Here is a 14,204-nt window from a genome sequence, read left to right as displayed (position 1 = left end):
GTCATCTTCCTTTTACATGAAATAAATTCATAATATCAATTATAAACATTCATTTTTCTTGTGAAAAGACTTGATATATACTGAATCTTGCTGTTTGAGTTCGGTAATCCACTTATACATACAAGCAAGAAATTGAAGGGAAGAACGATAGTGAAAGTAGAACGTAAGGCAGATCTGCAGATGCTGCTTGTAACCCTGTTGTGGGGTTCCTCTTATTTATTTATGAAGGAAGGTTTGACATCGATTCAAGAGCTGAATATGATTGCCCTTCGCTTCGGTTTGGCCTTTATTCTTATGGGCATTATTTTCTACAGAACATGGTCCAAAATGACATTTCGTACACTGCGGCAGGGTTTTGTCTTAGGGGCAGTCCTGTTTGTTGCCTTTGTATTTATTACTTATGGAGTCAAACAAACAACCACTTCGCAGGCCGGATTTCTAATCAGTTTATCTGTGGTATTTGTACCGATTCTTGTATCGATAGTTCAAAAACGCTGGCCTGAGGCGAAGATTGTATGCAGTATTTTGTTAGCCATAGCAGGTATCGGGCTTCTTACGCTTGAGAACAGCATGCAGCTCAAAACAGGTGATCTGTTATGTATTATGGGAGCCTTGAGCTATGCATTGTATATCCTTCTATCAGGGCGTATGGTTCAGCAAGGGGATGGCAAGGCACTCAGCATACTGCAGCTCGGTTTTGCCGGAGGACTCGCTCTACTGTTCAGTATCCTGTTTGAGGAACCGAAGCTTCCGGCTTCAGAAGGAGCCTGGATATCCATTCTGGGACTGGCTGTATTATGCAGTGCAGTCGCCTACACCCTGCAGATCATGGCGCAGAAGCATATTTCCTCTACGCGTGCCGGGCTTATTTTTTCCCTGGAGCCTGTATTTGCTGCCGGATTTGCCTATGCAATATATGGAGAACAGCTAAGCTTGAATGGTTATATGGGCGCAGCACTCATCTTGGGAGGCGTTATTCTTACCGAGGTCAAGTGGAATAAGCTGCTTCACTTCAAAAAAAGAAACCCATCTCAACGGTTCGGGATATAATAGAGGCTTCGCAGCAATCTTTGTACAAAGTTAGCTATAGGAATCAAAAATTCGAGTGGGTAGGTTGAGCATTGGGTCTAACCCGGAATCAAGGCGTTTTCAATAGAGAAAACGTCTTTTTAGTATGTCAGATAATCAATTAAACATTATAACGTTATATTTACCTGCTGCTAAATCTGTGTTAAGGTACAAGTGAAAAGCGGAAGAACATGGAGATGGAGGAGGTTGTAATGCATACCCGAGTACTTCGTTCAGTGAGGACTGTTCATTCGGAGGAGAGGTTTGATCTGGTGATCAGGCAGGGACACATCGCTGCTATAGAGACAGCAGAATCCGCTGCAGGTGATGAGATTATAGATTGTTCAGGTCACTATGTATCGAGCGGGTGGATTGATATGCATGTCCATGCCATGGACAGCTACCAGCCTTATGGTGATGATGCTGACAAGATCGGTGTGAGCCAGGGTGTTACCACAATTATTGATGCTGGAAGCTGTGGTGCAGATCATTTAGAGGAGCTGTATCGACGCAGCAGGACAGCAAAGACGCGAGTGCTGGCCTTCTTAAATATCTCACGAATTGGGCTGGGCTTAAGGCAGGATGAGCTGAGCAGAGCAGAGTGGATAGACCGGCAATTAGCTGTGGAGACCATAGCCAGATACCGTAATTTTATCGTCGGACTCAAGGCGAGAATCAGCAGAAGTGTAGTCAAGGAAGAAGGGATAAGTCCATTGAAGGCAGCCCTTCATATATCAGAGCAAGTCAAATTACCGCTTATGGTTCATATAGGTTCCGGTCCTCCCGGCATTCATGAAGTGCTGAACAGCCTGAGAGCACGAGATATTGTCACTCATTATCTGCATGGGAAGGCCAATAACATTTTGGACGACAAAAATGAGCTCATACCTGAGCTGAACGCGGCGATCCGTCGCGGCGTGCATTTGGATGTCGGACATGGAACGGCCAGCTTCTCCTTTCGTGTTGCTGAGACTGCCAAAGATAGAGGAATTCATCCAGATAGCATCAGTTCAGACATTTACAGAGGCAATCGTGTGAAGGGTCCGGTGTACAGCCTGGCCGATGTAATGACCAAATTTATGGTCATCGGATACTCTCTTGACGAGGTTATAGATCGGGTGACAAAGCGGGCTGCAGACTGGCTTGGACGGCCGGAGCTGGGACGAATTCAGGTAGGGGATGAAGCGAATCTCACTTTATTTGAAGTGGTGCCTGAGTCAAGAACAATGACCGATTCAAATGGAGATACACGTCTGGCCAAGTCAATTATTCAATCGAGAGGAGCAATCATAGGTGAATACTTCTATTCTTCATAAATACGGTTTAAAAAGAGTAATTAATGCAAGCGGCAGAATGAGCGTTCTGGGTGTATCCGCACCGACGGACTCTGTTATGGAAGCGATGAAGCAAGGTGGACAGCAGTACGTTGAAATCAGTGATCTAACGAACAAGGCAGGAGAGCATATTGCAAGCCTGCTCGGTGCAGAGGCGGCTGCTATCGTCAATTCAGCTTCAAGCGGCATTGCGCTGTCCGTAGCAGCTATGGTTACGCAGGGGAATCGAAGACTAAGTCTCAAGCTCCATCAAGAGACGATCAGTAAAAATGAAATCGTCATGCTGAAGGGCCACAACGTTCAATACGGAGCTCCTGTAGAGACGATGATCTATTTGGGCGGAGGCAAGCTGGTTGAGGCCGGATATGCAAACGAAGGCAAGCAGGAGCATCTGGAGGATGCGATTACAGAGCGAACGGCGGCAATACTCTATGTGAAATCACACCACAGTGTTCAGAAGAATATGATCTCTGCTGCAGAAGCATGGGAAGTAGCAAGAGAACACCAGGTCCCTCTTATAATAGATGCGGCAGCGGAGGAGGATCTGAAGAGCTATATATCCATTTCTGACCTCGTAATTTATAGCGGCTCCAAAGCAATTGAAGGCCCTACTTCCGGTATCGTGGCGGGTAGAAGTAAATATATTGAATGGCTTAAAGTGCAGCTCCATGGCATTGGCAGAAGCATGAAAGTAGGTAAGGAAGCCTCATTCGGGCTGCTGCAGGCGCTGGATGAATATGGGGTCAAGCAGGATCGAAGCGAAGAAGAGAAACAATCCTTAATGGAGCTTGCCGCATTATCTGAACTCGCTGGCATCGAGATGAGCATCGTACAGGATGAGGCTGGAAGGCTTATTTATCGGGGACGAATCAAGGTAGATGCAGAAGAAGCCGGAATCAATGCCTTACAAGTGGCAGAGAAGCTCCGTACAGGAGATATTGCCATCTATACCCGTGATTACGGTGTGAAGCAGGGATATTTCGATATTGATCCACGGTCACTTAAGGCAGACGATATGACCGTTATTATTGATCGAATTACGGAAATCATTAAGGGAGGCTGAATAGAAATGAGCAAAATGGCGGAGCGATTATATAAAGGCCGTGCAGCACTAAACGTACTGGCCGGAAGTGTAAGCAATGCAAAGGACATTTTTGAAGCGACGGAAGGTTATGTGCTGATCGGCGTATTATCCAAGAATTATTCAGATGCAGTGTCAGCTGCAGAAGCCATGCAGAGCTATGGCGAGGGTTGTGCGGATGCCATCTCGATCGGACTAGGGGCAGGAGATCCAAGACAGTCAGAGGTCGTGAGTAGAATTGCAGTTCATTATGCAGGCTCCCATATTAATCAGGTGTTTACCGGTGTTGGAGCGACGCGTGCCAATCTAAACGGTAAGGAGAGCTGGATCAACAGCCTGGTGTCCCCATGCGGCAAGCCCGGATTCGTGAATCTATCTACCGGACCAGCCAGTTCTATGCTGACCCAAAAAGCCATCGTGCCCGTTGAGGCTGCAATTGCTCTCGTGGCCGATATGGGAGGAAACGCGCTGAAGTATTTTCCGATGAACGGGCTGGAGACAAAAGAAGAATACCTAGAGGTCGCTAAGGCCTGTGCCAGGGCGAACTTTGCTCTCGAACCAACCGGAGGCATCGACAAGGACAATTTCAGAGATATCCTACGGCTTGCTCTAGATGCAGGAGTACCGCAAGTGATACCGCATGTTTATTCCTCCATTATTGATAAGGAAACGGGTCTAACTAACATCCAAGACGTACTTGAATTGACACAGATTCTGAAGTACGAGGTGGATGCCCATGAAGGCACATAAGCGGATTACTGCATTTGGAGAAGTGATGATGCGGCTCGCCGTCCCGAATTACGAGACATTGTCACAATCCAGGTCTCTGACTTATGCTTTTACAGGAACAGGAGTTAACATCGCTGCAGCTATGGCCCGCTTAGGGCATGAAGCATCCATAGTTACCACCGTCCCTGACAATTCGCTTGGAGATGCGGCTGCGGCTTCACTTCGGGCCTTAGATCTAAATACACGCTTTGTACGTGCAGAGGGCAGCATCCTCGGAAGCTACTACCTTGAAACCGGTTATGGCATGAGACCAACGAGAGTTACGTATGGAAGCCGGAAGAACAGCAGCTTTAACAGCACGGCCAAAGAGGCATATAACACGATGCTGATCGCTGAAAATACAGATTACTTGCATTTATGCGGTATTGGCCTGGCTATGAATGCGAATGTACGATATCAAATGAAGTCACTTGCAGAACAGGTCAAATTGGCAGGCGGAAGTGTGGTGTTTGACTGTAATTACAGGAGCACACTGTGGGAGGAAGAAGAACGCAGGCATGCCAAATCGTATTACGAGGAAATGCTGTATCTTGCAGATATAGTAATGATGAATGAGCGGGATGCCATTTCACTGCTAGGTTATCAGTCCAGCTTTGAAGGACGTACTGAGCAGCTTCAGGAGCTTATTCCTATGATCGCGTCCAAATATGCAATAAAAATGATAGCAGGCACGCAGCGGGAGGTAGGTCCAGACCATCATCATATGATTACCGGATATATGTATAAGAATGGTATGATGAAGATTGGAAGACCCATGAACGCTGTTGTTCTGGACCGGGTTGGTGCAGGTGATGCTTACACGGCAGGTATTATACACAGTAATATTAATGGCTATGATGCTGAATATGCGGTTCAGTTCGCTACAGCTGCTTCCATTCTGGCTCATACCGTGCCGGGTGATACTGCAGCTTTATCCGAGCAGGATATCGTAAGAGCAATGCATGAGCTTGCACCAGATATTGAAAGGTAGTGATACTTGTGTCCTTATCAAGAAAGAAAGGACCGCTCTATTTGCAGCTGAAAAAGATCATCCGAGATCGAATTGTGCATGGTCAATATCCGGTTGGTACATTGATCCCTTCTGAGCCCCAGCTGGAGCAGGAATTTGCGGTAAGCAAAATGACCGTGAGAAATGCAATTAAGGAGCTGCAGCAGGAAGGGTACGTGATGAAGCAGAGCGGTGTAGGGACAACGGTTCAACGAAACAGCGTTGCGCCTCAATTATCGAAGGGCAAGCAGTTTACCGAGATCTTGGTTGAGCAAGGGGAAACGATATATAAACGGCTGGTCGGCAAGAATATGGAGCAGAATAGTCCGGGCAGCGAAGCTTATACGCTGTTTGGGGATCGCTGCTTGTGCCTGGAGCGCTTGTACCTGTTAAATGACCAGCCCTTTATCTACTATGAGCATAGATTGCCGCTTGGTCTTGCCGAGGCAGAGGACTGGAGTGTTGGAGATGAATTTTCCTTATACGAATGGTTAGAGGATCATGATCTGGTAGCTGAACAGTACCGTGATCAGTTCACGGTAGCGCCTTTATCTGCCCGCATCGCCAGTGAATTGGGCATGTCTGAAGGAGATGTTGTTCTCAGACGACAACGTTTTGCTTATACGGAAGATGGTCGTGCTGTTGAGTGGAGTACCGGATATTACAACACGATGTTAAGTCCCTATATCGTGAATTATCAACTCTAACATGGCATTTTTCCTCCGGATTATGATAAGATGACCTATATCTTTACACTAGAAAACAGGTGAAAAAATGCGGAACAAAGTTACAATGCAGCAAATCGCTGATGCAGCAGGCGTTTCCAAGTTTGCCGTGTCCAGAGCGTTGACTGGAAAGAGCGGAGTAAGCGAGACGACGCGGGAAATGATTATTCGCACTGCTGGACAGCTTGGTTACTTCAAGAATACCGCGGGACTTGGCAAGCCAGCGAATGGTGAATCACACAAAGAACAATATATAACCGATCACCGTAAAGGAACCGGAACGATCGTTGTGCTTTTTCCTAACATCCGATACCAGAACATGGATTCACTCTATTGGGGACCTGTATTTGAAGGCATTTCAGCGCGGTTAAATGAGATGGGTCATGACATATTGACGCTGACCGAGCCTTCTTCAGAGAAGATATTTTCTTTATTGAATCCTGATGCAATACAAGGGATTATTACGGTGGGAACCGTGTCTGTCTCGTTGCTGCTGGAATTCCAAAGACTTCAAATTCCTGTAGTGATGGTCGATCATATTGAGCCGGTATTTCACTGTGATACAATATTCAGCGATAATATTACTCTGATGCGGGAAATGATGAATGGCCTCATCGGCAAAGGCTATCGGAAGTTCCAATTTGTTGGCAATATTAAAGAAGCACCTAGCTTTATGGACCGGTGGACTGCATATCGTATGGCGCTGGACGAGCATGGAATTAAATGTCCTCAGAAGGAGTCTCTGCTCGGATATCTGGAGGATATAGACATGATACACTCCATCCATGAGATCCCGCCGGAGGAATTACCAGAAGTGTTTGTCTGTGTAAATGATATTACAGCACGTTTTGTCATTGAGGAGTTACATAAATTAGGACGATCTGTACCGGATAGCTGTGCGGTAACGGGTTTCGACAATGTGGAAACAGATCAGCCGATACTGGCAACCGTCGATGTAAACAAAGCTCTTCTTGGCAAGAGAGCGGTAGATCAGTTGATATGGAGGCTGTCTCATCCTGAATCCCCATATGAGAGGCTATTGATACAGGCTGATCTGATCCATAGAGACCATTATGCATTAACAAAATAGGATGATCTTTGGCATATCCCTGCTTTAACCGTTTTTGGTTGAGAGAGATATGCTTTTTTTCATAGATTTTTATCTGGATTAAGATTTTGTTATGATTTGTTATGATATAGGAATAACATTTAATGTTTGGTTTAGGTCGATATTATGCTAATATAGAGCAGAAGTAGATACTGCAGACGGAAGCATAGGTGATAGCATGCGTAAAAAGGTTACCATTCAGCAAATTGCCAACCAGGCAGGTGTATCCAAATTCTCGGTTTCACGTACTTTAGCTGGCAAACCAGGTGTCAGCGAGCGGACACGTGAGTTAATCGTACATGTGGCAGAACAGCTTGGTTATTACAATCACATGCCAATCTCTGTTTCCGACAGTTCCGCAGCTAGATCAGGAGACGCTGGCCAGATTAACAAAGAATCAAGGAACCGGGGCACGATTCTCGTTCTTTTTCCAAATGTTAGATTTCAGAATTATGACTCAGCCTACTGGGGACCCATACTGGAGGGAGTAACAACCCAGCTTAATGAATATGGACTCGACATCCTGACGGTAACCGAGCCGTCACATGATCATTTATTCTCTCTCCTTAATCCAGAGGCGATTAGAGGTACAATAACGGTGGGGGCGGTCTCGTCCGCAAGCTTATTTGAACTGCACAAGCTGGAAATTCCGGTTGTCATGATTGATCATATGGATGCGTCGTTAGGCTGTGATATGATCTTCACGGATAATCAGACAAGTATGCGAGAATTGATGCAGCTCCTTGTAACAAAGGGATTTAGAAGCTATCAGTTTGTAGGCAACAAGACAGAGGCTTACAGCTTTTTTGAACGCTGGACCGTATTTCGACTTGTGTTGGAACAATATGGTATTGCATGTAATCAGAATGAGAAGCTCCTCAAGGGAACTTTCGAGGATATAGGGCAGGCTTTAACAGACATGCAAGGTACACTGCCTGAAGTGTTCGTGTGTATGAATGATGCAACTGCGCTGGATCTGATTGAACAGCTCAGCAGGCATGGGATTAAGACTCCGGAGGAGTGCTTGGTTACGGGATTTGATCATATCAATGATCTTCATAGCATTGCTGTAACCGTGCATGTGAATAAAAAAATGCTTGGCATGCGAGCTGTAGATCAAATGCTGTGGCGAATTGACAATCCGGAGGCGCCGATGGAGAAGAAGCAGCTGGCAGCGGAATTGATTATACGGAATCAGCTGTGCATTCCGGCAAGAGGAGCCGCAGATGCAGCAGTCAGCAATAACTAGCCCCGAAAAGATGCTAAATCCTGAAATGAATTGATAAATAAGCTGTACTGATGGGTGTGCCATTAGAACGGCTTTTTTTACTTCTTCAACGGGTGCACATCGTTTTGTAATAGCAGAGGAGCAAATCATATATCCATAGTATTCAGCATAAAATATTAAAAAATAACCCTAAACAAAATAACATATACATAACAAAAATTGAAATAAATAAAAAATGTTTGACTGATTTTACCATGAGATGTTATTGTTGTTTTGTAAATTGATTGCATTAACATAACGGGTGGTGGTCATTTACAGCATGAAACAGCAGACACGTCAGACAGCGCATGCAGACAGCAAACTTGATGAATTTAAAGGGGAGGGTATTTTTCAATGAGAAAAATGAAAGCGCTTTTAAGTTTGTTGATGGTGTTCACGTTCATCTTTTTGGCAGCGTGTTCTGGAGGGGGGGCAGACACACCAGCGGCTGCTCCAGAGACGACTCCTGAAACGAATACGGAAGCTTCTGGCGGTAATGATACAGAACCAGCTGCCGAAACGGATACCGAAAATACGGAAGAAGCAGTTGCCGAAGACGTGCCCGATTTAGGCGGACGGGTCATCAAGCTCTCAGCCTGGTGGGATCTCACACCGACAGATACAGATGCACAAGGCAAGGCTTTGGTTGAACAGCTGAAGAAGACAGAAGAGAAATACAACGTCAAGTTCGAATTCGTTAATATACCTTATGAAGAATACATGGAAAAATTCACAGCCTCCGTATTGGCGGGAGAGCCTCTCGCTGATATCACCTACCTCGAATACAAAGCAGCACTTCCTGCCATTCAGAAAGGCCAGCTTCACAAAATCTCGGAATTTACAACACCAGAATCCAGCATTAACACGGATCAGCGCTTAGCGAATGCCGGGCCAGCATTACTTGGAGAGCAATACGGTTTCTACGGCGGCATGCCGAGTAACGGCGGCGTAGGAATTCACTACAACAGAGATTTATTCGAAGAACTTGGACTCCCTGATCTTCAAGAATTATACGAGAAAGGCGAATGGACCTGGGATAAGATGCTTGAGATCGCCAAGCAGGCCACTAAGGACACAAACAATGATGGAAAAATGGACACTTGGGGCTTCTCCGGCTGGTCCGCTCAGGTCGGACGCAATCTGATCGTGGCAAATGGCGGTAATACAGTGCTCGATCCAGAAGGAGACGAGACGAAGGCAACAGAAGGCCTCACCGACCCTCGTACGATTGAAGCGATAGAATATCTGGCGTCACTGTACAACAATAACGTGGTCAAAGTGAAATCGGGAGACAAGACACTGTGGGAAGAAACAGACACTTTCAAGGACGGCGATATTGCGATGTTCCACGCTGCACAATGGCAAATCGGCGATATTAATTTTGAAATTGGTGTTGTTCCATATCCGATCGGACCTCAAGGTAATCCTGAAGTCACCTATGGAGATACGGCTCTGAATGCTTACTTCATCCCGAAAGGTGTGAAGGATCCGGCACTTGTATATCAGATCTTCGAGGAATTGTACGATGTTCCACAGCTGGAGGAGTATCCTTCCCAGAACTACTTAGAAAGCCTCTACTCCTACGAAGATGACATCCGCATTATAAGAGAAAACATTACAGGCACTGGCTTGGTATCGCTTGACGAGGCTTATCCAGAGTATCCGTATTACAGCTTCGTTGCTGATGTTCTTGTTGAGAACGCTTCCGTGGCTTCGGCTGCGGAGAAATATAAGCAGCAGGCTCAGGCATCAATCGATAAGCTCGAAGCACAAAATAAATAATTGGTTTTATCCATTGAAGCTGGAGAGGGGCAGGGTTTTATGATACACAATGCCCTGTCCCTCTCTTTATTAAGTTTACTATAAAGGAAATGAATTATGCTGCCTATGGTAGTAGGGAGGCGTGCGAATTGAATCCGCTGATGCGTGTGCAAACATGGTTAAAATTGATACTGGTATTTGCGGTCGGCTCCAGTGTGATGTTCTCTGCTTCTGGCATAGGAACTGTCGCTGCAGATGAGAATGCTTCGATGCTTCAATCTACGGAGCAAGCCCCCCTGTTGTCCCAAGATCTGATTCTGACCAAAGATGAATCTTACAGCGAATATATTAAAAAGTATGAGCAGGCATCTTACCCTGACCAATCCATCATATTGGATGCAGCGAAGGTAAGCTCTCTTGAGGGGGAGGGCTCAGAAATCGTTTCAAATGCAGAGGGAGCCTCAGGACAATCGATAAAAACAGGGGAAGACAGCACTTTGGAATGGACATTTAAGGTCGAAACAGCTGGCCTATACTATATTTCATCCACTTATTACCCAATCGAGGGCAAGAGCTCAGCCATCGAACGAAGTCTGCTCATTGATGGGGAGCTTCCATTTCGTGAGGCGGCTTTCATTCAAATGGACCGGGTATGGGATAATCTGAAGCCCGAGATAGAACAGGATAATCGAGGCAATGATCTTCGTCCTCAGCAGCATGAGACACCGGATTGGCAAACGACGATGCTTAAGGATTCTAACGGTTATTATGAGGAGCCTTTTGCTTTTTATTTCAGTCAAGGCACACATACCTTATCGTTAATTGCGCAACGTGAGCCGGTGATCATCAAGGAGCTTACGCTTCACAAGTATGAGGAGCCGGCCGCGTATGAACAATATGCAAGCTTGAAGACATCTGAAGGAGTGGATTCACCAGCAGGAGTACTCATTGAGCTGCAGGCAGAGGACGCCACAGCGAAATCTTCCCCAACCCTATATCCGCTGATGGATCGATCCAGCCCGGCGGCCTATCCATACAGTCCGAAGCTGTCAAAAGTGAACACGATCGGCGGGTATAACTGGCGGATCCCAGGTCAGTGGATTGAATGGGAGGTCGAGGTTCCGAAGGAAGGATTGTATAAACTCGCCTTTAACACCAAGCAGAATTTTGTAAGAGGGATCTATTCAACGAGAAAACTGACAATTAATGGTGAAATTCCTTTCGAAGAAATGAGCAGAATTCCTTTTCGATACGAGAAGGGCTACGAAATGCGAATCATGGAAGATGAATTCAGGGAGCCATATCTGTATCATTTGAAGGCTGGCACGAACACCATTCGTATGGAGGTCACACTAGGCGAGTTTGCACCGCTTATACGCGAGGTAGAGGATAGCCTTATCGAACTGAACTCCATGTACCGCAAAATTTTGATGATCACAGGTACGGCCCCTGATGAAGTGCGGGATTACCGAGTCGATGAACGGATTCCTGATCTGCTCGAAGTGTTCAGCAGGGAGAGCGAACGATTGAAGCAAGTCGGAGCACAGCTAAGAGCGTTGTCTCAAGGCAGCGGAGATCAGGACGCATTATTAAAAACGATGTCATTGCAGCTTGATGAAATGGTCGATGACCCGGATACGATTCCTAGACGATTACAGGCCTACAAGACCAATACTGGCGGTCTCGGTACATGGCTCCAGCAAATAAGAGAGCAGCCGCTTGAGATCGATTCTATCTACATAGCTTCATCAGATCAAACGATTTCTAATAAGGGAAGCAGCTGGTTCGCGGAAATGTGGCATGAAATCGTAACCTTCTTCTATTCCTTCTTCATTGATTATGATTCCATCGGGAGTGTAGCGAGCGAATCAGAGGAGGGGCGAACGGTCACGGTATGGATCGGAAGTGGCCGAGACCAGGCGAATACGATCAAATCCATGATTGATGAGACATTCACTCCAGAGACAGGAATTCAGGTTAATCTGAAGCTGGTTCCAATGGGCTCCTTGCTGCCTGCCACCTTATCCGGTCAAGGCCCGGATGTCGCCATGCAAATGGGAAATGACATACCTGTCAACTATGCGATGCGTAATGCAGCTGCAGATATATCTGTATTTTCGGATTATGACGAGGTGGCCGCAAGATTCCGTGACAGTGCTCTAGTTCCATACACGTATGAGGATGGCGTATATGCGCTTCCTGAAACACAGACGTTCAACATGCTGTTTTATCGTAAGGATGTATTGAATGAGTTGGGACTCGAAGTACCTCAGACGTGGGATGAAGTATGGAGTCTTCTCTCTGTGCTGGATAAGAACCATATGGATTTTGGCCTGCCGCTGGTCGTACAGCCAAGCTATCCCGGAGAGAACGTACCTCCGAACTCCGTATATTCTATGCTGCTCTTCCAGACGGAAGGAGAATTCTACCGGGATGGAGGCAAGGAATCGGACCTCGATTCCCAGATCGGCATTGATGCCTTTAAGCAATGGACGGAGTTCTATACGGATTACAAGCTGGAACGAGAATATGACTTTGCGAACCGTTTTCGGACAGGAGAAATGCCGATTGGCATTGCGGATTACACGACCTATAACCAATTGACCGTCTTTGCGCCAGAAATTCGCGGTATGTGGGGATTTACCGTAATTCCGGGAACGGAGCTGGAGAATGGATCTATTAATCGTTCTGTAGCCAGCGGAGGAAGCGGTGTACTTATGCTGGAAGGTGCCGAAGATAAAGAAGCGGCTTGGGAGTATATGAAATGGTGGACCAGCGAGGAGACACAGGTCAAATTTGGGCGTGAGATGGAAGGCTTAATGGGCGCGGCTGCCAGATATCCGACAGCGAATATTAATGCACTTGAGAAGCTGCCATGGCCAGTTGAGGATTTTGATCAGCTGCAGGCCGGATTCGAATGGGTAGAGGGTATTCCGGAAGTGCCGGGCGGTTACTTTACAGGACGACATCTCATTAATGCTTTTTATCGTACGGTAGATGGACAGATTGAACCGCGCGAAGCGCTGATGGATTACGTTCAATATATTCAGGATGAAATTCGTGCCAAGCGCAGTGAATTTGGTCTGACGGAATAGAGGGGGGATACAAGTGTATGTCCAATATTCAGATTGAAAACAAGACTCGCACAGTCCCTCCACAGGGCGAACGGGCGCCTCGAGACAGCAAACTTAGCAGAGTAATCAAGGAAATAAAAGTAAAGAAGCACTTATATATACTGATGGCACCCTATATGATTTTGTTCCTGATGTTCACTGTATTGCCAGTTGTTCTCTCCATTATTATCAGCTTTACGTACTTCAACATGCTAGAAATGCCAAAGTTTGTAGGATGGCAGAATTATACTCGACTGTTCCTTGAAGATGATATTTTCTTGATTGCCTTGAAGAACACACTACTATTTGCTGCCATTACAGGACCAGTCAGTTATTTTGCATGCTTTATCTTCGCCTGGATCATCAATGAGCTGAGTCCAAAATGGCGAGCCTTCATGACCCTGATCTTCTATGCTCCTTCCATCTCAGGGAATGTCTTCTTCATATGGCTGCTGATCTTCTCCGGGGACCGTTATGGGATCATTAACGGATTGCTCATTGAAATTGGAATACTGCTCGAGCCTATTCAATGGCTCAAAACCGAAGCCTATGTGCTGCCGATCATTATCTTGGTTCAGCTGTGGCTTAGTCTTGGGACGGGATTCCTAGCTTTTATTGCGGGTCTTCAAACCGTTGACAAGACGTTATATGAGGCAGGAGCCGTTGACGGTATTAAGAATCGATGGCAGGAGCTGTGGTATATTACCCTGCCTTCAATGAAGCCCCAGCTGATGTTCGGTGCCGTTATTCAGATTACAACTTCACTTGCCGTGTCGGATGTGTCCATTCAGCTAGCGGGATTCCCAAGCGTCAATTATGCAGCAGAGACGATTGTGACTCATTTGATGGATTTTGGCACGATCCGCTTCGAGATGGGATTTGCATCGGCAATTGCAACGGTATTGTTCATTATCATGATTGGCTCCAACATCATTGTCCAAAAATTATTGCGTAGAGTAGGTGAATAAAG

11 protein-coding genes are annotated in these 14,204 nt (G+C 46.1%); all 11 read left to right on the top strand.

Features of this window, described 5'->3' with window-relative positions; genetic code table 11:
* The first annotated feature begins 150 nt into the window (after positions 1 to 150).
* The 11 genes from BLW49_RS01540 (at position 151) to BLW49_RS01490 (ending at position 14,202) form a co-directional block, all read left to right on the top strand.
* Complete coding sequence (locus tag BLW49_RS01540; protein WP_256209536.1) at positions 151 to 1,050, top strand: DMT family transporter; 900 nt, start codon at positions 151 to 153, stop codon at positions 1,048 to 1,050.
* A gap of 230 nt (positions 1,051 to 1,280) precedes the next feature.
* A complete protein-coding gene (locus tag BLW49_RS01535) occupies positions 1,281 to 2,384 on the top strand; it encodes an amidohydrolase/deacetylase family metallohydrolase (RefSeq protein ID WP_090722865.1) in 1,104 nt (367 codons plus the stop codon).
* Positions 2,385 to 2,421: 37 nt separating this feature from the next.
* Positions 2,422 to 3,465 (top strand): DgaE family pyridoxal phosphate-dependent ammonia lyase, encoded by a 1,044-nt coding sequence (locus tag BLW49_RS01530; RefSeq protein WP_256209621.1) that lies wholly within the window; start codon positions 2,422 to 2,424, stop codon positions 3,463 to 3,465.
* 6 nt (positions 3,466 to 3,471) lie between these two features.
* Positions 3,472 to 4,233: a 2-dehydro-3-deoxy-phosphogluconate aldolase gene (locus BLW49_RS01525; protein WP_090722860.1), complete on the top strand. Its 762-nt coding sequence runs from the start codon at positions 3,472 to 3,474 to the stop codon at positions 4,231 to 4,233.
* Positions 4,220 to 5,242: a sugar kinase gene (locus BLW49_RS01520; RefSeq protein WP_371264507.1), complete on the top strand. Its 1,023-nt coding sequence runs from the start codon at positions 4,220 to 4,222 to the stop codon at positions 5,240 to 5,242. The genes BLW49_RS01525 and BLW49_RS01520 overlap by 14 nt, the downstream gene beginning before the upstream one ends.
* Positions 5,242 to 5,967, top strand: a complete 726-nt coding sequence (locus tag BLW49_RS01515; RefSeq protein ID WP_371264506.1) for a GntR family transcriptional regulator — start codon at positions 5,242 to 5,244, stop codon at positions 5,965 to 5,967. The genes BLW49_RS01520 and BLW49_RS01515 overlap by 1 nt, the downstream gene beginning before the upstream one ends.
* A gap of 67 nt (positions 5,968 to 6,034) precedes the next feature.
* Complete coding sequence (locus tag BLW49_RS01510) at positions 6,035 to 7,075, top strand: LacI family DNA-binding transcriptional regulator (RefSeq protein ID WP_090722854.1); 1,041 nt, start codon at positions 6,035 to 6,037, stop codon at positions 7,073 to 7,075.
* 196 nt (positions 7,076 to 7,271) lie between these two features.
* Complete coding sequence (locus BLW49_RS01505; RefSeq protein ID WP_090722852.1) at positions 7,272 to 8,342, top strand: LacI family DNA-binding transcriptional regulator; 1,071 nt, start codon at positions 7,272 to 7,274, stop codon at positions 8,340 to 8,342.
* Positions 8,343 to 8,714: 372 nt separating this feature from the next.
* Entirely contained in the window at positions 8,715 to 10,142 is a 1,428-nt protein-coding gene (locus BLW49_RS01500) for an ABC transporter substrate-binding protein (protein ID WP_090722850.1), read from the top strand.
* Positions 10,143 to 10,270: 128 nt separating this feature from the next.
* A complete protein-coding gene (locus BLW49_RS01495) occupies positions 10,271 to 13,216 on the top strand; it encodes an extracellular solute-binding protein (protein ID WP_256209535.1) in 2,946 nt (981 codons plus the stop codon).
* A 17-nt stretch (positions 13,217 to 13,233) separates the two neighbouring features.
* Positions 13,234 to 14,202 (top strand): carbohydrate ABC transporter permease, encoded by a 969-nt coding sequence (locus tag BLW49_RS01490; RefSeq protein ID WP_090722847.1) that lies wholly within the window; start codon positions 13,234 to 13,236, stop codon positions 14,200 to 14,202.
* Positions 14,203 to 14,204: the final 2 nt, after the last annotated feature.

This window comes from Paenibacillus sp. PDC88 (assembly GCF_900106725.1).
Lineage (GTDB): Bacteria > Bacillota > Bacilli > Paenibacillales > Paenibacillaceae > Paenibacillus > Paenibacillus shunpengii.
The sequence above is the reverse complement of the archived record's forward strand: the minus strand, read 5'-3'. Positions and strand labels throughout refer to the sequence as shown.